19 protein-coding genes are annotated in these 21,581 nt (G+C 73.7%); 10 read left to right on the forward strand and 9 right to left on the reverse strand.

Annotated elements, in window-relative coordinates; all coding sequences use genetic code 11:
- Nucleotides 1-8: 8 nt before the first annotated feature.
- Nucleotides 9-836: a sirohydrochlorin chelatase gene (locus tag ACLJPL_RS02170; protein ID WP_411078912.1), complete on the reverse strand. Its 828-nt coding sequence runs from the start codon at nt 834-836 to the stop codon at nt 9-11.
- Nucleotides 837-1,055: 219 nt separating this feature from the next.
- Between ACLJPL_RS02170 and ACLJPL_RS02175 the strand changes: the two genes are divergently transcribed.
- Both ACLJPL_RS02175 and ACLJPL_RS02180 read left to right on the forward strand, forming a co-directional pair.
- Nucleotides 1,056-1,835, forward strand: coding sequence for a vancomycin high temperature exclusion protein (locus tag ACLJPL_RS02175; RefSeq protein WP_411079443.1), 780 nt, complete (start codon nt 1,056-1,058; stop codon nt 1,833-1,835).
- Nucleotides 1,836-2,078: 243 nt separating this feature from the next.
- Nucleotides 2,079-4,160 (forward strand): molybdopterin oxidoreductase family protein, encoded by a 2,082-nt coding sequence (locus ACLJPL_RS02180; protein ID WP_411078913.1) that lies wholly within the window; start codon nt 2,079-2,081, stop codon nt 4,158-4,160.
- On the opposite strand, the gene ACLJPL_RS02185 is transcribed toward ACLJPL_RS02180, so the two are convergent.
- The 5 genes from ACLJPL_RS02185 to ACLJPL_RS02205 all read right to left on the reverse strand — a co-directional run bounded on the left by ACLJPL_RS02185 (nt 4,123) and on the right by ACLJPL_RS02205 (nt 9,299).
- On the reverse strand, nt 4,123-4,674 hold the full coding sequence (locus tag ACLJPL_RS02185) for a gamma-glutamylcyclotransferase family protein (RefSeq protein WP_411078914.1): 552 nt from the start codon (nt 4,672-4,674) through the stop codon (nt 4,123-4,125). The genes ACLJPL_RS02180 and ACLJPL_RS02185 overlap by 38 nt on opposite strands.
- 8 nt (nt 4,675-4,682) lie before the next feature.
- Nucleotides 4,683-5,024 (reverse strand): divalent-cation tolerance protein CutA, encoded by a 342-nt coding sequence (gene cutA, locus ACLJPL_RS02190; protein ID WP_411078915.1) that lies wholly within the window; start codon nt 5,022-5,024, stop codon nt 4,683-4,685.
- Nucleotides 5,025-5,104: 80 nt separating this feature from the next.
- The gene (locus ACLJPL_RS02195) at nt 5,105-5,725 is read right to left on the reverse strand and encodes an NADPH-dependent FMN reductase (protein WP_411078916.1); all 621 of its coding nucleotides are present in this window, start codon (nt 5,723-5,725) and stop codon (nt 5,105-5,107) included.
- Nucleotides 5,726-5,955: 230 nt separating this feature from the next.
- Nucleotides 5,956-8,463 (reverse strand): FtsX-like permease family protein, encoded by a 2,508-nt coding sequence (locus tag ACLJPL_RS02200; RefSeq protein ID WP_411078917.1) that lies wholly within the window; start codon nt 8,461-8,463, stop codon nt 5,956-5,958.
- Entirely contained in the window at nt 8,460-9,299 is an 840-nt protein-coding gene (locus ACLJPL_RS02205) for an ABC transporter ATP-binding protein (RefSeq protein WP_411078918.1), read from the reverse strand. The genes ACLJPL_RS02200 and ACLJPL_RS02205 overlap by 4 nt, the downstream gene beginning before the upstream one ends.
- Nucleotides 9,300-9,679: 380 nt before the next feature.
- On the opposite strand from ACLJPL_RS02205, the gene ACLJPL_RS02210 reads away from it, so the two are divergent.
- The 4 genes from ACLJPL_RS02210 to ACLJPL_RS02225 all read left to right on the forward strand — a co-directional run bounded on the left by ACLJPL_RS02210 (nt 9,680) and on the right by ACLJPL_RS02225 (nt 13,044).
- A complete protein-coding gene (locus ACLJPL_RS02210; protein ID WP_411078919.1) occupies nt 9,680-10,516 on the forward strand; it encodes an aminotransferase class IV in 837 nt (278 codons plus the stop codon).
- 163 nt (nt 10,517-10,679) lie between these two features.
- Entirely contained in the window at nt 10,680-11,141 is a 462-nt protein-coding gene (locus ACLJPL_RS02215; protein ID WP_411078920.1) for a DUF5990 family protein, read from the forward strand.
- A 405-nt stretch (nt 11,142-11,546) separates the two neighbouring features.
- Nucleotides 11,547-12,089, forward strand: coding sequence for a hypothetical protein (locus ACLJPL_RS02220; protein ID WP_411078921.1), 543 nt, complete (start codon nt 11,547-11,549; stop codon nt 12,087-12,089).
- A 322-nt stretch (nt 12,090-12,411) separates the two neighbouring features.
- On the forward strand, nt 12,412-13,044 hold the full coding sequence (locus ACLJPL_RS02225; RefSeq protein WP_411078922.1) for a class F sortase: 633 nt from the start codon (nt 12,412-12,414) through the stop codon (nt 13,042-13,044).
- A gap of 45 nt (nt 13,045-13,089) precedes the next feature.
- Here the strand turns inward: ACLJPL_RS02225 and ACLJPL_RS02230 are convergent, their stop codons facing one another.
- The gene (locus ACLJPL_RS02230) at nt 13,090-13,881 is read right to left on the reverse strand and encodes a TSUP family transporter (RefSeq protein WP_411078923.1); all 792 of its coding nucleotides are present in this window, start codon (nt 13,879-13,881) and stop codon (nt 13,090-13,092) included.
- 152 nt (nt 13,882-14,033) lie between these two features.
- Here ACLJPL_RS02230 and ACLJPL_RS02235 point away from each other — a divergent pair, with 152 nt between their 5' ends.
- The 4 genes from ACLJPL_RS02235 (at nt 14,034) to ACLJPL_RS02250 (ending at nt 19,638) form a co-directional block, all read left to right on the forward strand.
- Complete coding sequence (locus ACLJPL_RS02235) at nt 14,034-15,281, forward strand: NAD(P)/FAD-dependent oxidoreductase (protein ID WP_411078924.1); 1,248 nt, start codon at nt 14,034-14,036, stop codon at nt 15,279-15,281.
- 1 nt (nt 15,282) lies between these two features.
- Complete coding sequence (nirB, locus tag ACLJPL_RS02240; protein WP_411078925.1) at nt 15,283-17,853, forward strand: nitrite reductase large subunit NirB; 2,571 nt, start codon at nt 15,283-15,285, stop codon at nt 17,851-17,853.
- On the forward strand, nt 17,853-18,212 hold the full coding sequence (gene nirD, locus ACLJPL_RS02245; protein ID WP_411078926.1) for a nitrite reductase small subunit NirD: 360 nt from the start codon (nt 17,853-17,855) through the stop codon (nt 18,210-18,212). The genes nirB and nirD overlap by 1 nt, the downstream gene beginning before the upstream one ends.
- A 259-nt stretch (nt 18,213-18,471) precedes the next feature.
- On the forward strand, nt 18,472-19,638 hold the full coding sequence (locus ACLJPL_RS02250) for an alkaline phosphatase PhoX (protein ID WP_411078927.1): 1,167 nt from the start codon (nt 18,472-18,474) through the stop codon (nt 19,636-19,638).
- Between the two features lie 142 nt (nt 19,639-19,780).
- On the opposite strand, the gene ACLJPL_RS02255 is transcribed toward ACLJPL_RS02250, so the two are convergent.
- Both ACLJPL_RS02255 and ACLJPL_RS02260 read right to left on the reverse strand, forming a co-directional pair.
- On the reverse strand, nt 19,781-20,191 hold the full coding sequence (locus ACLJPL_RS02255) for a VOC family protein (RefSeq protein WP_411078928.1): 411 nt from the start codon (nt 20,189-20,191) through the stop codon (nt 19,781-19,783).
- 137 nt (nt 20,192-20,328) lie between these two features.
- Nucleotides 20,329-21,408, reverse strand: a complete 1,080-nt coding sequence (locus ACLJPL_RS02260; protein WP_411078929.1) for an ArsR/SmtB family transcription factor — start codon at nt 21,406-21,408, stop codon at nt 20,329-20,331.
- Nucleotides 21,409-21,581 lie beyond the last annotated feature (173 nt).

The raw sequence follows: 21,581 nt of genomic DNA on the forward strand, positions 1-21,581 counted from the left end.
CCCGGTCGTCAGGCGGAAGCGAGCAACCTCACGGCGTCCGCGGGTGCGGTCGCCGACAGTGCCTGGTCGTAGCGGTGGAGCAGGAGCCGGGCCATCGCGGGGTGCGCGCCGAGCGGAACGGCGGCGGTGCGCGGTGCGGCCGCCGCCGCGGCGCTCGCGAAGCGGCCGGGCGCGGTGAAGTAGGAGGCGACGAACGTACGGTGGCGGCCCCGGGCGGCCAGCGCGCGCAGCGCGGCGGGGACGGTGGGGGTGGCGGCGGAGGCGTACGCGGGGATCACGGCCGCCCCGCCGAGGCGCTCGGCGAGCATCCGGGCCGTGCGCCGGGTGTCCTGGGCCGAGTCGGGGTCGCGGGACCCGGCGGCCGCGAGCACCACGGCCGCGCTGCGGCTCCCCTGGTCGGCCGGCCCCCAGCCCGCCTCCACGAGCCGCCCGTACAGCGCCTCCACCAGCAGCGGGTGCGGCCCGAGGGGTGCGGCGATCCGGGTGCGTACGGAAGGGGCGGCCGCCGCCGCGGCGGGCAGGTCGTGCTTGACGTGGTGGCCGCGCCCCAGGAGCAGCGGCACGAGCACGGCGTCGGCCCCGCGCAGACCGTCCAGGGTGTCCGGGAGCAGCGGCGGGTTCAGCTCGATGTGCCCGAGGCGGACGTCGAGGCCGGGGCGCAGGTCGCGGACCCGGTCCAGGAGCGCGAGGACGGTCCGCAGGGCCTGCGGGTCGCGGCTGCCGTGGGCGACGGCGAGCAGGGTGGGCGGGGTGCGCGGGACGGGGTCGGGCGCGGTGGCGGGGTCGTACGGGGAGGGTGGGCCGCCTGCGACGGCGGGGGGCCGGGTGCGGTGCATGGACCGATGGTGCCGGGCGGAGGTTGCCGGGCCGTTGCGTGAGGGTCACGGAGGTTTTCCGCCGTCTCACGGGGCCGGGGCGGGCGGTGTGCGGAGGCCGGGGGCCCGCACCCGTTCTGCCCGGTCAGCGAACCTTTCGGGCGTTTCGTTCGTCAGGTCAGATGGGACCGAACGACAGAACGAACAGCGAGGGGGGCTCCCGTGCGAGGGATGCGAGGGATGCGAGGGGTGGGGCGGGCGTCGGGGACGCCGGTGGTGTCCGAGGCGTCGGATGCCTCGGAGGCCGGCGCGAGGAGACGCAGACCGTGGTTGCGGCTGCCCCGGCTCTCCGCGCCCCGGCTGCCGCGCTCCCGCCGGGCCCGACGGCTCGCCGTGCAGGGTCTGATGGCCCTCTGCGTGCTGGCGCTGCTGCCCGCGACCTGGATGCGCGTGGGCGCGGACTCCCGGGTGGGGACCACGGCCGACGCCCCGGCCCGCGAGGTCGCCGTGGTGTTCGGCGCCGGGCTGTGGAACGGCAGGCCGACCCCGTACCTGGCCCACCGCCTGGACGCGGCGGCCGAGCTGTACCGGACCGGGAAGGTGAAGGTCGTCCTGGTCACCGGGGACAACAGCCGGGTGGAGTACGACGAGCCGGACGCGATGCGCACGTACCTCACCGAGCGCGGAGTGCCGGACGGCCGGATCGTCAGCGACTACGCCGGGTTCGACTCCTGGGACTCCTGTGTGCGGGCCAAGAGGATATTCGGGGTCGACCGCGCGGTGCTGGTCAGCCAGGGCTTCCACATCCACCGCGCGGTCACGCTGTGCCGGTCCGCCGGGATCGACGCGTACGGAGTCGGGGTCGACGAGCCGCGCGACTCGACCTGGTACTACGGCGGGGCCCGCGAGCTCGCCGCGTCGGGCAAGGCGGCCCTGGACGCCGTGCTCCGGCCCGACCCGCACTTCCTGGGGCCCGAGGAAGCGGGGGTGACGGAGGCGCTGGCCTCGGCGGCACGGTGAGCCGAGGGGCCGGGGGTTGGGGGGCGGGGGCGTGCGCCGGAGGGCGGAGGCCGTGCGCCGGAAGCCGTGCGCCGGAGGCCCTGTGCCGGAAGCCCTGCGCCGGAGGCCCTGCGCCGGAAGCCGTGCGCCGGAAGCCGTGCGCCCGGATCTCACAGTGTCCCGGGCGGGCGGCTGAGGCGGGCGTTTCGGTGGCGTAACCGGGTGCCCCCGTCCCCGTAATACCGCTCTCGCAGGCTGGGCCGCATGACCACCGGTACCGATACGCCCACCCACTGCCCGTACTGCGCCCTCCAGTGCGGGATGACCCTGCGCCCGGTCGCCGGTCCGGAGGTGGCCGAGGTGGTGGAGCGCACCGGATTCCCCGTCAACCGGGGCGCGTTGTGCGGCAAGGGCCGGACCGCGCCCGCCGTGCTGCGCGCCGGGGTCCGGCCGGCCTCCCCGCTGGTACGCAGGCGGCCCGGCGGCCCGTTGGAGGAGGCGGGCTGGGACGAGGCGCTGGGGCGGATCGCCGAGGGGCTCGGCGGGGTGCGGGCGGCGCACGGCGCGGACGCGGTGGGGGTGTTCGGCGGGGGCGGGCTGACCAACGAGAAGGCGTACGCGCTCGGGAAGTTCGCCCGGGTGGTGCTCGGGACCTCGCAGATCGACTACAACGGCCGCTTCTGCATGTCGTCGGCGGCGGCGGCCCATCAGCGGGCGTTCGGGCTCGACCGGGGCATGCCGTTCCCGCTGGAGGACATTCCGCGCTCCGGGTGCGTGATCCTGGTCGGGTCGAACCTCGCCGAGACGATGCCGCCCGCGCTGCGGTATCTGACCGAGCTGCGGGAGAACGGGGGCCGGTTGATCGTCGTCGACCCGCGCCGCACCCGCACCGCCGAGCAGGCGGACCTGCATCTGGCCCCCCGTCCCGGCACCGATCTGGCCCTGGCGCTCGGCCTGTTGCACCTGGTGGTGGCACAGGGGCGGGTGGACGAGGAGTTCGTGCGCGCCCGCACCCGGGGCTGGGAGGCGGCGCGGGCCGGGGCGATGGCGCACTGGCCGGAGCTGGTGGAGGGGATCTGCGGGGTGCCGGTGGCGCGGCTGCGCGAGGCGGTGGAGCTGTTCTGCGGGGCGGAGAGCGGGATGGTGCTGACCGCCCGGGGGCCCGAGCAGCAGGCCAAGGGGACCGACACCGTGGGGGCGTGGATCAACTTCTGCCTGGCCACGGGCCGGGCGGGCCGCCCGTTCTCCGGGTACGGGTGTCTGACCGGGCAGGGCAACGGGCAGGGCGGCCGGGAGCACGGCCAGAAGGCGGACCAGCTGCCCGGCTACCGCAAGCTGACCGACCCGGCCGCCCGCCGCCATGTCGCGGGGGTGTGGGGCGTGGACCCCGACAGCCTGCCGGGGCCGGGGCGCAGCGCGTACGAGCTGCTGGACGCGCTCGGCCAGGACGTGCGGGCGCTGCTGGTGATGGGCTCGAACCCGGTGGTCTCCGCCCCGCACGCCTCGCACGTGGAACGGCGGCTGGCGTCGCTGGACTTCCTGGCGGTGGCGGACGTCGTCCTCTCCGAGACGGCGGAGCTGGCGGACGTGGTGCTGCCGGTGACCCAGTGGGCGGAGGAGAGCGGGACCACGACCAACCTGGAGGGCCGGGTGCTGCTGCGGCGGCGGGCGCTCGACCCGCCCGAGGGGGTGCGCAGCGATCTGGAGGTGCTGCACGGGCTCGCGGGGCTGCTGGGTCACGGCAAGGGGTTTCCCGCCGACCCCGCGGAGGTCTTCGACGAGTTGCGGCGGGCCTCGGCGGGCGGTGCGGCCGACTACGCGGGCATCACCTACGAGCGGATCGCGGCCGAGGACGGGGTGTTCTGGCCCTGCCCGGACGCGGACCATCCGGGCACGCCCCGGCTCTTCCTGGACCGGTTCGCGACGGAGGACGGGCGGGCCGCCTTCGTGCCCGTGGTGCACCGGGCGGCGGCCGAGGAGACGGACCGGGAGTATCCGGTGGTGCTGACGACCGGGCGGGTGGTGGCGCAGTACCAGTCGGGGGCCCAGACCCGCCGGGTCGACGAGCTGAACACGGCGGCCCCCGGCCCCTTCGTGGAGCTGCACCCGCGCCTCGCGGCACGGATCGGGGTGGCGGAGGGCGAGCTCGTCGCGGTGGTGTCCCGGCGCGGGCGGGCGGTGGCGCCGGCCCGGATCACCGGGGCGATCCGGGCGGACACCGTGTTCATGCCGTTCCACTGGCCGGGTGAGGGCCGGGCCAACACGCTGACCAACCCGGCGCTCGACCCGGTGTCGCGGATGCCGGAGTTCAAGGCGTGCGCGGTCCGCCTGGAGGCCGTCCGGTGACCCACCGGCCCTCGGCGATGACGCTGCCGCTGGTCCGCAGGGAACGGGTGACGGCGGCCGCGGCGAGGTAGACCCAGGCGCGGACGGGCCCTTCCCCTGGTTCCAGCGCTTCCTTCGCTTCCTTCGCTTCCTTCGCTTCCTTCGCTTCCTCCGCTTCCTTCTCTCCGGGCGTCCTCTCCCCCGGCAGCTCGACCTCGCGGACGACCCGCTCGTACAGGTTGCGTGGGTGGCCGGGCCCGAGGTACTCCTCCAGGTGGTCCAGGAGCCCGAGCAGTTCCCCGTACACCCCGGGCGCGGCGGTGAGCAGGGTGCCGTGGACGCGGCCGTGGCCGTCGATGGCGTACGGGTAGCCGGGGCCGTCGTAGAGGAGGGCCCGGGGCAGGACGGCCGCCCGCTCCCCCGACGTACGGCCCCGGAGGAACAGGTCGTGGTTGGGTTCGCCGGGCAGCAGCGTCCCGTACACGAAGAACGGCAGCTCGCCCGTGGGCGGGGGCCCGGGGTCCGGGGTGCTCATGGCCGCCGTCACAGGGCGGCTGCGGGGGCCGTCTCCGCCGTGACCCACCCGAGGTATCGGGCGCTGCCGCGGACGACGGGGACGGCGATGATCTCCGGGGTGTCGTAGTCGTGCGCCTCCTGGAGGTACTCCTCCAGCTCGTCGTAGCGCTCGGCCGCCGTCTTGAACAGCACTTGCCACTCCTGGGAGCTCTCGATGGCGTTCTGCCACCGGTAGACGGAGGTGACGGGGGCGGAGATCTGCGCACAGGCCGCCAGCCGGGCCTCCACCGCCCCCTGCGCCAGCTCGTGGGCCTTCTCCTCGCTGTCGGTCGTGGTCAGTACGGTCAGCCATGCCGGCGGCGCTGTCATCGTCGGTCTCCTCCGAGTACGGCGGGCTCCCGCCCGGACGGCGGGCCCCTGCCCTGCACCGATTGTCGGCCCGGAGAAGGTCAGGCGCCGTACGGATGCGCGTTTCGGGCGTTGCGCAGGGCGTTGCCCCACCACACCAGCTGGTCCAGGAGTTCCTTGGCCGCGGCGTCGGCCTCCGCCGGGTCGCGGTGGTCGCCCGCGTCGTCGAAGAGGACGCCGGCGTTGTGGAAGGAGACGGCGTCGCGGACGGAGACGGTGTGCAGTTCGGCGAAGACCTGGCGCAGCTGCTCGACGGCCCGCAGCCCGCCGGACCTGCCGCCGTAACTGACGAAGGCGACGGGTTTGGCCTGCCACTCGGCCCGGTGCCAGTCGATGAGGTTCTTCAGCGGGGCGGGGAAGGAGTGGTTGTACTCGGGCGTGACGACGACGAAAGCGTCGGCCGCGGCCAGCCGCGCCGAGACCGCCTCGACGCGGGCCGCGTCGTCGGGGGCGGGGCTGAAGGAGAGGGCAACGGGGAGGTCGGCGGTCGCGACGTCGACGAGGTCGGTCTCGATGCCCTCGTAGCGGGCCGCCCGCTTGAGGAACCAGTCGACGACGATCGGGCCGAAGCGGCCTTCCCGATTGCTGCCGAGGATGACGGCGACCTTGAGAGGGGCGGGGGACGTCGTGGGCGCGGAGGCAGGTCCAGATGTGGTGTCCATGGCGTTGAGCATTCAGCCTCAAGTTCGGTTGAGGTCAAGTCGACGCCCGGCAGAGAAACGGGGGCGCGTACGACGGCCCGGGAAACGGTGGCGCGTACGACGGCCCGGGAAGCATGGCACCGGCCCGGAACCCGTGGCGCGTACGACGGCCGTGCGCTCCCCGACCCCGTGCTCCCCCGGCCTCGCACGCGAGCAAGGCGGGAGGAGCGCTCGGGGGGGGGGCGGTCGCGTCAGGTTTCGGTGCGGTTGAGGGTGTTGCCGATACGGCGTGGGGTGGCGAGCGCCCCGTAGCCGGCGGCGAGGACGAGGGTCAGGGCCAGGACGATGGAGACGGCTGTCCAGTCCATGACGACGGGGATGTCCCCGGGCCAGTTGCGGGCGGCGGTCAGACCCCAGCCCGCCGCGGTGCCCAGGAGCGCCGCGAGGGCGGCGATGGTGAGCGACTGCCAGACGACGATGCGGCGCAGGGTGCCCGGGGACAGGCCGATGCGGTGCAGGCGTACCAGGTCGGGGCGCAGTTCGGTGGCGGAGGAGGTGATGGTGATGCCGAGGACGGTGACGACCGTGGCGAGGGCGAGGCCGAGCATGAGGTACCAGAGGGAGGACGGGGTGGCTTCGGGGCCGGTCTCGATGCGGACGTCCGACATCACGACGTCGACCGGTTCGAGGGCCTTGACCAGCCGTTCCTCCGTGTCGGGGGCGAGGACGGCGGGGGAGGCGATGATCGAGTAGTCCACGATCGTCGCGCCGAGCGCGCGTGCGGCCCCGCTGGTGATGTAGGCGGAGGCGCGGGTACGGGTGGTGGCGTCGACGGGGTCGGAGAGGACGGCCCCCCTCAACTCGCGCCGCATCTCGGGCTCTTCGCCGGACAGGGACGTCGGCCTGGAGAGGATGACGCGGTCGCCCTTGATGTACTCGGGGGCCAGGACCAGGATGCGGCCGTCCTGGAGGGCCTCGCGCTCCCGGGAGGACCAGGTGCGGCCGGTGAGGACCGTGAACGCCTTCTCGTCGTCGACGACTTCGAGCGTCTGCGCCCAGTCCTCGTATCCCCCGCCCGCCATCCAGGCGACCCTCCAGGAGGGGGTGAGGGCGGGGGTGGTGGAGGCGGCGAGGATCTTCTCGTCGACCGGGTACGAACCCCGGACGATCGGGGTCCCCTCGGGGAAGGCCGTGGCGAGGCTCTTCTCGACCGTGCCGGGGTCGCTCCCGGCGAACAACAGCGCCTCCACCTGGTTGAGGTGTCGGCTGCCGACATAGGTGGCGCGTTCCCGGGCGGAGAGGCTGGACAGGGTGCCCAGGATGCCGATGGTGAGGGCCAGGGCGACGGACCCGATCACGATCGCCGCGACGGGCCGGCGCGGGTCGCGGGCGAACGCGCGCAGGGCGATCCGCGCGCTGAGCGTGCGGTCGGCCCACCGGGCCAGGGCGCGCAGTACGTCTCCGATACGGCTGAGCGCGGCGGCGGCCAGGAACACGATCGCCGTCACGGCCGCTGCGGCGGAGATCATCTCGTCGTCCTGGAAGGCGACCGCGACGGCGACGCCGAGTGCGGCGAGGCCGCACAGCACCGGAGCCCGGAGCCGGGCCCGCTTGCCGGCGCGGGGCGTGGCGCGGGCCCGCTCACGGGCGGGGAGCCCTGCTGGATGGCGCGATGTCAGTACGGCGGCCAGGGCCGCCACGGCCACGGACAGCACCACGGTGAGGAGCCCCCCGGCGAGGAGCGGGTCGTAGGGGGCGATGTCCTTGTCGGTGACCTGGGGCAGCACCGGGCGTACGGCGAGGGCGAGCAGACTTCCGGCGGCCCACCCGGCCGGGACCGCGATCAGGCCGGCCGACACGGCCCCGGCGACGGCGGCGTGGCGCAGGTCGCGGTCCGGTACGCCGAGGCCGGCGAGGAGCGCGAACTCGGCGCGGGTGCGCCGCATCCGCAGGGCGAACGCCCCGGCCGCGATGACTCCGAGCACGACGATCCCGGGGGCGAGGAGCAGCGCGGGTTCGCGTTCGATCATCGTCCGGGAGGCGACGAAGCCCTCCCTGGTCACGAGCCACATGTTCTTCTCGCCGACGACGCTCTGGGCCACGCCCATCTGCTCGGCGTCGCCCGCGAGGAGCAGCCCGTGGTGCGAGGACAGCACATTGACGGTGTCGCCCCCGGTCTTCAGCCAGGCCCGCAGTTGGCCGGGGGCGGCGAGGTAGTCGTAGGAGGCGTGGGACTGCGGGCTCTCGATCAGGCCGACGATCCGCGCGGGCGCGTCGCGCTTCCAGCGGCAGGGCAGGCTGTCGCCCGGGCTCAGCCCGTGGTCCTCGGCGAGGGCCCGGCTGACCGCGATCTCCCCGAGCTCCGAAGGGAACCGGCCCTCCAGCAGCCGGTGCCGGCCGCGCGCCAAGGGCGATGACCAGTCGGTGTCGGCGTAGTGCACGGCGATCGTGCGGTCTTTCGCCCACACGGGGAACTCGCTGTTGGCGTCGATGGCGAGCGTGGTGATGCCCGGCGCCTGCCGCCGCAGCTCCTGAGCGAGCTCGGCCGTCACTTCGGGGTCCGCGTGGCTGACGAGTCCGTCGGCCCGGCCCATGGCGCCGACGGCCCGCTGTTCGGCGGAGGGGGCGGCCGAGGCGAACACCCCGGCGGCGAGGGTGGCGAGCAGGACCGGGAGGGCCAGCAGGACGAGGAGCCCGATGCGCCGACCGCCCCGGCCGACGACGGTGCGTCTGCCGACCAGGTGCACGTACGTTCTCATGCCGTGCCTGCCTCGGGGGTGCTGGCGGCGTCGGCGCTGACGGCTTGGGCGGTGGGGGCGGCTCGGGTTTCGGGGATGGGGGCGACTTCGGCGGAGTCGGTGGCTTCGGCTTCGGCTTCGGCTTCGGCTTCGACGGAGTCGGTGGCTTCGGCGGTGTCGAAGGAGACGAGCGTGCCGTCGTGCAGGACGGCGACCCGGTCGGCATGGGAGAGGTTGGCCGGGTTGTGGGTGCTGAGGACGACGGTGACGCCCTCGTCGCGGAGCTGGGCCAGCACGCCCATGATCTCCGCCCCCGTCGTGGAGTCGAGCGAACCCGTGGGCTCGTCCGCCAGGACGAGTGTCCGGTTCCCGACGATGGCGCGGGCGATGGCGGCCCGCTGCTGCTGCCCGCCGGAGACCTCGGCGGGGAACCGCTCCTCCAGCCCTGCCAGGCCCACGCGGCCCATCGCCTCGCGCGCCGCCGCGGTCGCGTCGCTGCGGGCGGTGCCCAGGGCTTCGAGCGGGAGGCGCACGTTCTCGATCAGCGTCAGGTCGGCCAGGAGGCTGAAGTCCTGGTGGACGAACCCGATCTCCCGCAGCCGCAGCGCCGCCAACTCGGCCGAGCCGCACGCGTGGAGCCCGCTCCCCAGGACGTCGAGCGTGCCGGAGTCGACGCGTTCCAGGCCCGCGATGAGGTGGAGCAGCGTGCTCTTGCCGGAACCGCTGGGTCCGGTCAGAGCCGTCAACGTACCGGCGGGAACGGACAGGGATACGTCCCGCAAGGCCGTCACGGTCTGCTTGCCCATGGGAAACGTCTTGCCCACCCGGGTGGCGACGATCGCCACGTTCTTGCTCATGCGACGCATGTTCCTCTCATACGCGAATGGGGGCGGCCGGTTGCCCGGCCGCCCCCATCGGGTTCCGCTTCATCGCTGACTCTCTTTCCGCGCAAGGGAGTCGGGTCCCTCTCGTGAAACGAGTCAGAGGCACGGAGCAGCAGGAAGACGCGAAAGCGCCCTCCCAGCACCGCAGTCGAACCGACGCCGAACGTATCCGCCTGCGTCATCGACTCGTAGCCCGCCTTGATCTTTGGCTGATTCCTGACGCACAAGACGCACGAATCCCGGCGAGAAGCCCTGCGGCACTTGCGGGCTTGGCCGAAGAGCACAGCCAGTGAAGATCTCTTTCACCCTGCGATGCGAGGAGGGTGAGGCCCTCCCCCGCCTACGGTTGCCGTATGACGAATCGCCCGCTCAGCGCATCCGCCCTTCCCCTCCCCCATGTCGAGATGGACGGCCACCCCGCCACCGCCGACGACCTGCGCGTTCCCGCTCTCTTCGGGTTCGGGCACTTCACCGCCATGCAGGTCCGGGACCGGGCGGTGCGCGGGCTCGGGTTGCACCTCGATCGGCTGGCGGGCGCGAACGAGGAGTTGTTTCACCTGCCCCTGGACGGCAGCCTGGTGCGGGAGCTGATCCTGCGCGCCCTGGACAGCGCCGGGCTGCGGGACGCCTCCGTGCGGGTGCAGGGGCTCCTGCCGCCGGGGGAGAGCCGTACGCGGGTCATGGTCACCGTCCGCGAGGCCGCCGTGATGGCGTCCGGGGCCCGGAGCCTGATGTCGGTGCCGTACGCCCGTGCCGTGGCGCACATCAAGCGGCCGGGCGAGTTCGGGCAGACCTACTACGGGATACTGGCCGCGCGGGCCGGGTTCGATGAGGCTCTGCTGACCGGGCCGGGCGGGGTGGTGACCGAGGGGGCGATCACCAACATCGGTTTCTGGGACGGGACTTCGGTGGTGTGGCCGGACGCCCCCGCCCTCATGGGCGTCACCATGGCGCTGCTGGAGCGCGGTCTCGCGGAGGCCGGGGAGCCGTCCGTCCGGCGGGCGGTGACCCTGGACGGGCTGAGGGACTACCGGGGCGCGTTCATCTGCAACTCGCAGGGGATCGCGCCGGTCCGGCGGATCGACGACGTGGAGTTCGCGGGCGACGACGAGGCGCTGGAAGAGGTGATGGAGGGGCTGATGGGGCGACTGGAGGCCGCGTACGGGAGTGCGCCGGCGGACACCCTCTGACACGGCCCGCGCACCCGCGCCCACCCAGCCCGGCCCCGCCGTGGCCTGCCGTGGCCTGCGGACTCACTCCACCCCTCCTCGCCTGGCCTCTCCCCTCCCCGCCCGACCCTGCCCCGCTCGACCCGCCCCGCCCCGCCCTGTCGCCGTGACCGACCATGGGGCCATGCAGATCCATATCGAGGCTTCCGCACTCCCCGGCCGCAGTTGCGGGCCGGACTCCGACTTTCCCGGGTTCGAGAACATCCACGTCGGCGTCCAGCGCAAGGACCGGCCCGACGAGCTGCTCGGCCTGCATCCCGGGGACGCTCCTTCCGCCTCCTGGACCCTGGAGTGCACGGCGAAGGACACGGCGGACGGGGTGGAGGTGTCGGGGCCGTACATCCAGAACCGGCTGGGCGGGCGGTTCGTCTATCTGTCGTGGGGGACGGTGGACGACGCCGGGGTCTTCTCCATGTTCCGGCGCGCCAAGCTGATGTTCGGCGACATCGATCCCGACGTCCTCGAAGCCGCCGCGCGGTCCGGGCGCCTCACCGGACGGCTGGGGCTGACCGACGCCAAGGGGCAGCCGCTGTGCGCCCGGGTGCGTCCGCCGCTGATCACCTGGAGCGCCACCGGCGGCGAGTGACCCCGGCCCACAGCCCATGACCCACAGGACGGGAGCCGGGAGCCGGACGTGACACCGCCCCCACCGGGCCCAGGGGGGGTGGGCCGGGTGGGGGCGGGTGCCGTGGGGGGCGGAAATCCGTCCCGTGGGGGGATTCCTTGCGTGTGCCCGGGATCCACAGGCCCATACATGTGACGTATATCACGCTACCGCCGCGCCCCTCACCCGATCGGCACCCGGCCCGGCGGTACGGACCGAACGGCCCAGTCGCACCGCCATGACCTGCGGCGATCCCCGGCGGCAAGGGTGCCGCGCCGGTCCGTACGGGTGAAAGCTGACCTGGCGTCAGAAGGCACACGGTGTCGGCCGCCCGTTAGGTCGGAGGCAGGACACAACCGCTCGCGCCGTCTGCCCGAAGGATCCCCCATGCGCAGTCCTGCCCGCCTCGTGACCGGTACCGCCTCTGCCGCGGTCACCGTCATAGCGCTCGGTCTCACCGCCGCCCCGTCCGCGTACGCAGGCGACTTCGGCCGGCTGGAGATCACCCCCGCGACCGCCGCCCCCGGCGCCAAGGTCACCGTCAACACCACCGCCTGCGGCCCCAAGGGCTCCGGCTTCGGTGACGCGAACTCCCTGGACGCCGGGGACTTCGAGGTCCGTCCCGGCACGCACAAGGAGGTCGTGGTCGGCCAGTTCACCGTGCCCCACGACACCCGGCCCGGCGTCTACGAGATCGTCGTCTCCTGCGACAACGGCAAGGACGCGGTCGGGGACCTCAAGGTGATCGGCGGCGGCAAGCACGACAAGCCCGACCACCACCGCCCGTCCGGCCATGTGCGGACCGGGGTCGGCGGCAGCGTCGAGCCGAACTCCACTCAGGTCGCCCTGGGCGTCGGCGTGATCGGCACGGCGGCGGTCGGCGGTCTGTGGCTGCTGCGCCGCCGGACCGGGCCCACCGAGGGCAGCTGAGCCCAGCCGGACCGGGCCCATCGAGGGCAACTGAGCCCAGCCGATCCGAGTCCACCGAGGGCAGCCGAGCCTGGGGCCCTGCCCCGAGGGCCCTGCCCCGAGGAGGCTCACCGGGGAGCCCCGCCGCTCCCCCACCGACCGGGCCGGGCGCGTCCCCGAGCGCGCCCGGCCCGCCTTCGATCCATCGCCTTCGGTTCATCGTCTTCGGTCCCTTGCCCTCGGTCCACCGCCCTCGATCCACCGCTCTCGGTCCACCGCCTCCGGTCCGAGACGCACCCCACAAGACGCATCCACGACGCACCAGGCTTACGAGGACGACGACGTGTCCCAGAGCGCGCAGAAGGCCAAGGGCTGGCTGGTGGGCATCGCCGTGCTGTGCGGCATCTGGCTCATCCAGAACGGCTCCGGCGACCAGCTGATCCCGCCGCAGCCCTCCAGCGCCCAGGCGTTCGCCGCCGGGCCCCAGCTCCAGCCCGGCTCACCGGTCGCCGCACCGCTGCGCCCCGCCGACCCGGTCCGCATCCGCATCCCGAGCATCGACGTGGACGCGCCGATGACGCGGCTGGGGCTCGGCCGGGACGGCAGCCTCGACGTGCCGCCGGACGAGGACCGCAACCTCGCGGGCTGGTACGCGGGCGGGGTCGCGCCCGGAGCCCGGGGCACCGCGATCGTCGCCGGGCACGTCGACAACGCCGAGGGGCCCTCCGTCTTCTACGCCCTCGGCGCGCTGACCAAGGGCACCCGCGTGGAGGTCGTCCGCGAGGACGGGCGTACGGCGGTCTTCTCGATCGACGCCATCGAGGTGTACGACAACGAGGACTTCCCCGACCAGCGCGTCTACGGCGACTCCCCGCACGCCTCGCTGCGGCTGATCACCTGCGGCGGCGGGTTCTCCAAGGAGACCGGCTACCAGGGCAACGTGGTCGCCTACGCCCATCTCACCGACGTGCGGTGAGCCCGGAAGTCCGCGCCCGGGCCGTCCGCCGGTCGCGGCCGGCCCCTACGCCGTCCACTGGTCGTAACCCAGCTTCGCCACCAGCGAGAACACCACCGTCAGCAGCACCGCCCGGACGAAGCCGCTCCCCCGGCTCAGCGCCATCCGGGCCCCGACCATCGCGCCCGCCAGGTTGAAGAGGGCCATCAGCGCGGCCAGTTGCCACAGGACCGTGCCCTGGTACGCGAACATCGCCAGCGCCCCCGCGTTCGTGCACACGTTGACGATCTTCGCGGTGGCGGAGGCCGTGACCAGGTCCAGATGGAGGACGGCGGTGAGGGCCAGCACCAGGAAGGTGCCGGTACCCGGTCCGAACAGCCCGTCGTAGAAGCCGATCCCGCCGCCGACGAGGACGATCGCGGTGACGACCCGGGCCCGGGTGACCGGCCGGGCGTCGGTGTCGCCCGCCTGTGCCGTGCCGAAGGACGGGCGCAGCAGCACGAAGGCCGCGACCCCGAGCAGCGCCACCATGATCACCGGGCGCAGCACCTCGCTGCTGATCCCGGCGGCGAAGAAGGCCCCGGCCATCGACCCGGCGAGCGCCATCAGCCCCACCCGTACCGCCAGCCCCACCCGTACCGGGGCTCTGCGCACATAGGTGATCGCGGCCCCCGACGTGCCGACGATCGCGACGGCCTTGTTGGTGCCGAGGACATGGGCCGCCGACACGTTCGGCAGGCCCAGCAGCAACGCGGGCAGGAGCAGCAGCCCGCCGCCTCCCACCACCGCGTCGATCCAGCCCGCGGCGGCCGCGGCCAGGCAGAGGAGGATCAAGGTGGTGAGGCTGATGTCGGGCATGTCCTTGACACTAACCTCACGCTCGGGCACGCCCCCTCCAGGGCCCTCGCCGCGCTCCTCACACCGCCCGCCGCCCCGCGCTGAGCGCACGGTTCCGCCCGGGAAACCGGCGGGATGCGGCCGGGTAACACCCGGCCCGCACGCTCGTGGCCATGAGGAAGACCGAGAACGCCGCGCCCGTCGTCGTGATCGGCGCGGGGATGGCCGGGGCCCGGCTCGCCGCGCGGGTGCCCGGGGTCACCGTCGTCGGGGAGGAGCGGCACGCCCCCTACAACCGGGTGCTGCTGGCCGATGTGCTGGCCGGGCGGTATGCCCCGGAGGTGGTCGCCCTGCCGGCCGTCGAGGTGCGGCGCGGGGTGCGGGCGGTCCGGATCGACCGGGCCGACCGGCTGGTCCACTGCGACGACGGCAGCGTCCTGCACTACGGGCGGCTGGTCCTGGCCACCGGCTCGAACCCGGTGCTGCCGCCGCTGCGCGGGCTCGGGGACACCCTGCCGGACGGTGTGCACCCCTTCCGCACGCTCGACGACGCCCTGGCCCTGCGCGCCGCCGTACGCCCCGGAGTGCGGGCGGTCGTCATCGGCGGCGGGCTCCTCGGGGTGTCGGCGGCCCGGGCGCTCGCGGAGTGCGGTGCGCGGGTGGTCCTGGCCCAGCAGGGCGAGCACCTCATGGAGCGCCAGCTCGACCCGGAGGCGGCCGCCCTGCTGCGCGTCCACCTTGAGGCGCTCGGGGTGGAGGTGCACACCGAGTGCCGGGTGCGCGGGCTGCGCCGCACCGGCGGGACGACCGGCACAGCCGGAGCCGTACGGGCCGTCCAGCTCGCCGACGGCTATGAACTCGCCGCCGACCTCACGGTGCTGGCCTGCGGGGTGCGGCCCCGCACCGGGCTGGCCCGGGCAGCCGGCCTGGAGGTCCGCAGGGGGATCGTGGTGGATGACGAACTGCGCACCTCGGACCCGTACATCCACGCCCTCGGCGACTGCGCCGAGCACCGCTCCACGCTCTACGGGCTGGCCGGTCCCGCGCTGGAACAGGCCGACGTGCTGGCCGAGTCGCTGGCCGGGCGGCCCGCCCGCTACGAGGGCACCCGGGCCCTGACCCGGCTCACCCTGCGCTCCCCCTCAGCCGAATCCTTCAACTCGCCGGGGCCCCTCGAAGCGCTCGACCTCGCCGCCTTCGGGGAGGCCCGCCCGCGGCCCGGCGACGACGTGATCCGGCTGGCCGACGCCACCCGGGGCGCGTACCGCACGGTCGTCGTGCGCGACGGGCGGCTGGCCGGCGGGGTGCTCCTGGGCGACCTCGGCGCGGTCGGGAGCCTCGCCCGCACCTGGCAGGACGACGAACCGCTGCCCGCCGCCCTGTCCCTGCTCCACCTGCTCACCGACGACGGAGGCCACTGAGATGCCGGAAACCACCACCCCGAACACCCCTGCCCTCGTGCTCGTCGGGCACGGCATGGTCGGCCAGCGCTTCCTGGAGTCCCTGGCCGCGCGCGGGCTGACCCCGGCCGCCGGGCGCGCCCGGGTCGTCGTGCTCGGCGAGGAGCCCCGGCCCGCCTACGACCGGGTGCGGCTCACCTCGTACTTCGCCGGGCAGAGCCCCGACGAACTCTCCCTGCTGGAGCCGGGGTTCATGGAGCGGCACGGCTTCGAGCTGTACGTGGGCGACCCGGCCGAGCACGTCGACCGCACGGCCCGGACGGTGACCGCGCGGTCGGGGGCGGTGTTCCCGTACGACACGCTGGTGCTGGCGACGGGCAGCTACCCCTTCGTTCCGCCGGTGCCGGGGAAGGACGCCCGGGGCTGTTTCGTGTACCGGACGATCGAGGACCTGCTCGCGATCGAGGAGTACGCGAAGGGGTCCGGGACCGGTGCGGTGGTCGGGGGCGGGCTGCTCGGTCTTGAGGCGGCCGGGGCGCTCAAGGGGCTCGGGCTGCGCACCCATGTCGTGGAGTTCGCGCCCCGGTTGATGCCGGTCCAGGTGGACGAGGGCGGGGGCGCGGCGCTGCTGCGGACGATCGAGGGGATGGGGCTGACCGTCCACACCGGGGTCGGTACGCAGGAGGTCACCGTCGATGAGGGCGGGGCGGTGACGGGGATGGCCCTCTCGGACGGTTCCTCGCTCGCCACCGATCTCGTCGTCTTCTCGGCCGGGGTGCGTCCGCGCGACCGACTGGCCCGGGAGTGCGGGCTGGTGGTCGGGGAGCGCGGCGGGATCGCGGTCGACGCGGAGTGCCGGACCTCGGACCCGGCGGTGTTCGCGATCGGGGAGTGCGCGCTCGCGTCGGACGGGCGGGTCTACGGTCTGGTGGCCCCGGGGTACGAGATGGCGGAGGCGGTGGCGGCCGTACTCGCGGGCGAGCAGGGCGAGTTCACCGGGGCGGACCTGTCGACCAAGCTGAAGCTGCTCGGGGTGGACGTGGCCTCGTTCGGTGACGCGCACGGGGCGGCGGACGGCGCGCTGGACGTGGTGTACTCCGACTCCCGCTCCGGCGTCTACAAGAAGCTGGTCGTCGGCACGGACGGCACGCTGCTGGGCGGGGTGCTGGTGGGGGACGCGGAGAGCTACGGGACCCTGCGGCCGATGACGGGGAGCGTCCTGCCGGTCGCGCCGGAGCAGTTGGTGCTGCCGGCCGGGGCGGGCGGGCCGGTGGCGCTGGGGCCGTCCGCGCTGCCGGACGACGCCGTCATCTGCTCCTGCCACAACGTGACCAAGGGCGCGATCCGCGAGCACACCACGCTGCCCGAGGTGAAGAAGTGCACCCGGGCGGGGACGGGCTGCGGCAGTTGCGTCAAGGTGATCGGGCAGTTGCTGCCGCAGCGCCAGGACACCGGCCTGTGCGGCTGCTTCGCCCACAGCCGGGCCGAGTTGTACGAGATCGTCCGGACCCTGGGCCTCACCTCCTTCACCGCCCTGCTCGACTCGCACGGCCGCCAGGAGGCGCGCGGCGGGGAGGGCTGCGAGGTCTGCAAACCGACGGTCGGCTCGGTCATCGCCTCGCTCGCCCCGACCGTGGGCGCCAGCGGCTACGTCCTGGACGGGGAGCAGGCCGCCCTCCAGGACACCAACGACCACTTCCTCGCCAACCTCCAGCGCAACGGCTCCTATTCGGTGGTCCCGCGCATCCCCGGCGGCGAGATCACCCCGGACAGGCTCATCGTGATCGGTGAGGTGGCCCGCGACTTCGGCCTCTACACGAAGATCACCGGCGGCCAGCGCATCGACCTCTTCGGCGCACGGGTCGACCAACTCCCCCTCATCTGGGCGCGCCTGGTGGACGCGGGCTTCGAGTCCGGGCACGCCTACGGGAAGTCGTTGCGCACGGTCAAGTCCTGTGTGGGGCAGACCTGGTGCCGCTACGGCGTGCAGGACTCCGTACGGATGGCCATCGACCTGGAGCTCCGCTACCGGGGACTGCGCGCCCCGCACAAACTGAAATCGGCGGTCTCCGGCTGCGCCCGGGAGTGCGCGGAGGCCCGGGGCAAGGACTTCGGGATCATCGCCACGGCGGGCGGCTGGAATCTCTACGTCGGGGGCAACGGCGGGGCGACCCCGCGCCACGCCGACCTGCTGGCGCAGGACCTCTCGGACGCCGAACTGGTGCGGCTCATCGACCGGTTCCTGATGTTCTACATCCGTACGGCGGACCGCCTGGAGCGCACCTCGGCCTGGCTGGAGCGGATCGAAGGCGGCCTGGAGCACGTACGGGACGTCGTCGTCCACGACTCGCTGGGGCTCTGCGACGAGCTGGAACGGCTGATGGCCGACCATGTGGCCGGCTACCGCGACGAGTGGGCCGAGACCATCAACGACCCGGAACGCCTCCGGCGGTTCGTGACCTTCGTCAACGCGCCCGAAGTCCCGGACCCGGCGGTGAAGTTCGTGCCCGAGCGGGATCAGGTCAAGCCCGATCTGGAGTTGCTGGCCGGGCCCGTCCTGGCCGTCCGCACCCTGGAGGGGACCGCCTCCTGATGACCGTCGACACGCTGAACACCACCGCCACCGCCACCGTCGTCCGGGTCGCGCACGGGGAGGGCTGGCTGACGGTCTGCGACCGGGCCCTGCTGACCCCCGGGCGCGGGGTGGCAGTGCTGCTGCCGGACGGCGGGCAGGCGGCCCTGTTCATGGACCGGGCCGGGGCGGTGCACGCGATCGGCAACCGGGACCCGTTCACCGGGGCGTACGTCCTCGCGCGCGGGCTGCTCGGCTCGGCGGGCGGGCGGCCGTTCGTGGCCTCGCCGCTGCTGAAGCAGCGCTTCGACCTGGCCACGGGAGCCTGCCTGGACGACGAGGAGGTCGCGGTGCCGGTGTATCCGGTGCGGGTGGATTAGTCCCCGGCCCGGTGCGGGTGGATTAGTCCCCGGCTCGGTGCGGGTGGAGTAGCCCCCGGCTCGGTGCGAGTGGAGCGGTACCCGGCCGGTGCGGGTGGAGCGGTACCCGGCCGGTGCGGGTGGAGCAGTCCCGGCCCGGACCCAGCCACCCGCCGTTCACCGCGTGTTGACGAGGCGTCAACTGCGTACTCCTACAGTCCTGACGCGCCACCCGCCGGTCCGTCCGGAGCGGCGGGCCTCACTCATCCGTGGAGTGATCGTGGAACGTCGGACCTTCTTGCGCACCGCCGTGGTCGGCAGCTCGGCGGCGGCCTTCGGCGGCACCCTGTGGCGGGGCGCCGCCTTCGCGGGCCCCGCCCAGCCGGCCCCCGGCCCGTACGGCGCACTCCAGGCGGCCAACGGCAACGGCATCCAGCTGCCGAGCGGTTTCACCAGCCGCGTCATCGCGCGCTCCGGGCAGACCGTGTCGGGCACCTCCTACCGGTGGCACAGCGCCCCGGACGGCGGGGCGACGTACGCGGACGGCTCGGGCTGGATCTACGTGTCCAACGCCGAGGTCTCCTCGGGCAGCGGCGGCGGGGCGAGCGCCGTGCGGTTCAACTCCTCGGGCACGGTGACGTCCGCGTACCGGATCCTCTCCGGCACGAACAACAACTGCGCGGGCGGCTCCACCCCGTGGCAGACCTGGCTCTCCTGCGAGGAGGTCACCCGGGGGTACGTCTACGAGACCGACCCCTGGGGCGTGAACGCGTCCGTGCGGCGGCCCGCGCTGGGGCGGTTCAAGCACGAGGCGGCCGCGGCCGACCCCGACCACGGCTACATCTATCTCACCGAGGACGAGAGCGACGGCCGCTTCTACCGCTTCCGGCCCGCCGCCTGGGGCAACCTGTCGAGCGGCACCCTCCAGGTCCTGGTGGCGGGCACGGGCACCTCCGGCCCGGTGACCTGGGCGAACGTGCCGGACCCGGCCGCGTCCTCCACCCAGACCCGCCACCAGGTCTCCGGCGCCAAGGTCTTCAACGGCGGCGAGGGCTGCTTCTACGCGGCGGGCACCTGCTGGTTCACCACCAAGGGCGACAACCGGGTGTGGGCGTACGACGCGACCACCTCGTCGATCTCGCTGACGTACGACGACTCCCTGGTGACGGGCGGCGCGGCCCCATTGACCGGCGTCGACAACGTCACCCGGGCCGGCTCCGGCGACCTCTACGTGGCGGAGGACGGCGGAAACATGGAGATCTGCCTGATCACGCCGAACGACACGGTGGCCCCGTTCCTGCGGATCACCGGCCAGTCCTCCTCGGAGATCACCGGCCCCGCGTTCTCGCCGGACGGCAAGCGGCTGTACTTCTCCTCGCAGCGCGGCACCAGCGGGAGTTCGTCCGGCGGCATCACCTACGAGGTCACGGGGCCGTTCCGCGGCTGACGGCCCGCGTACGCCCCCGGGCCGGTGCGGTCGCCCGTACCGGCCCCGGCCGTACGCCCCCGGGTTCGGTCCTGGTCGTAGACCCCGGGTTCGGTCCCGGTCGCAGGACCCCGGATTCAGTCCTGGCCGTACGTCCCCTGGTTCAGCCCTGGGCCCCGGCGGCGGCCGCGTCCATCCAGATGACCTCCCAGATGTGGTGGTCGGGGTCCTGGAAGGAGCGGCCGTACATGAAGCCCAGGTCCTGCGTCTCGCCCGCCGGGGACCCGCCGGCCGCCAGCGCCGCGTCGACGAGTTCGTCGACCTTCTCGCGGCTGTCGGCGCTGAGCGCGAGGATGACCTCGGTCGTCCTCGAGGCGTCCGCGATGTCCTTCGCGGTGAACTCCTTGAAGCGCGGCTCGGTCAGCAGCATGGCGAAGATCGTGTCGCTGATGACCAGACAGGCGGCCCTGTCGTCGCTGAACTGGGGGTTGGTCGAGAAGCCGAGCTTCCCGAAGAAGTCCTTCGTGGTCTCCAGGTCCTTCACCGGCAGGTTCACAAAGATCATCTGAGCCATGGTCGTCGCCTCTTCCTCTGTCCCGTCGTGTGCGCCGCGGTGGTCCCGTCCGACGCTTTCGAAGGGTTAGACAGCGGGGACGCCCGGAACTCATCGCCATACGGAGGACGAATTCCCGCCGGCTGCCACCGGCTCTTTCAGGACAGCGCGAGCGGGGCGCCGCCCCGGAGCAGGGAGCCGCCCAGCGGGGTCAGCGTGTGCAGGACCGAGCTGCCGTGCCGCAGGGTGAGGACGAGGCCCGCCTCGCGCAGGACGGAGGCGTGCTGGCTCGCGGAGGCCATCGAGACCCCGGCCCGGCGGGCGAGCTCGCTGGTCGTGCAGCCGGTGCCGATGGACTGGAGCACGGCCGAGCGGGTGTGGCCGACGAGCCGGCCGAGCCAGGGCCCCGGCTCCGCGAACTCCGGCGCGCCGGAGTGGGTCACCGGGTAGACGAGCACGGGCGGGAGCGCCGGGTCGCGGTAGACGACGGGGGTGCCCCGGCAGAAGAACGAGGGCTGGAGCAGCAGCCCGCGCCCGTCGAGGTGGAGGTCGCGGTCGACGGGGTAGTCCGCCTCCAGCACGGGTGCGCGCCACCGGATCATCGGCGGCAGCGTGGCCAGCAGCCCGTCCGCCCCGCCGTCCAGCAGCGCGCGGCCCCGCACGGCACGGTCGGCCTCGACGCTGGCCCGGATGTGCGGCCAGTACGGCTCCACGGCGGCGTGGTGGTAGCCGCGCAGGGCCCCGATCAGCCGGGCGAGGGGTTCGGCGCGGCCCTCCGAGAGCGCGGCGGTCAGCGCGGCCGTCAGCCGCCCGCCGTCGCCCGCCGTGCGCCCGCCGCCGCCCGCCGCATGTCCGCCGAGGGCTCCCCTCCCCTCCCCGGGCCGTCCGCCGCGCTGCCGGCGTCGTCCGGCCGCCAGGAGGTCCAGCTCGTGGCGTATGCGGTCGGCGGGGGTGTCGCGCAGGGCCTCTATCCCGACGTCCAGCCCGAAAGGGTCGCCGCCTTCCTGCGAGGGCGTCAGGAAATCCGGGAAATAGCCCCGGGGCGGAACGACGGCCGCGAGCAGTTGTGCTTCACCGTTCAACCGGGCTCGCGCTTCCGTGCGCCATTTCCCGAACACGGTCGAAGCACGCCGGTCGCGGAGCCGGTGGAAACTGAGAATCGTTTCCCACAACGCGTCCGGCCTCGTGGCCATCCGCACCCGCGAAAGGTCCAGCCTGGACACATGGATACGCAGCACTACTCCCCCACCTGTTGCATCCGCAATTGCCCCCACCAAAGGGTATGCGGAGCGTCACAGGAGGTCACCACGGGGTTTCGGCCAGAAGTGAAACGCCTCGCCCCGTTCCGCTTCAGCCGAAAAGCTGTACGACGTCGGGTACGCATCCGGTGCCCACCGGATGAGCACGTGAA

The organism is Streptomyces sp. cmx-18-6, assembly GCF_046548915.1.
GTDB lineage: Bacteria > Actinomycetota > Actinomycetes > Streptomycetales > Streptomycetaceae > Streptomyces.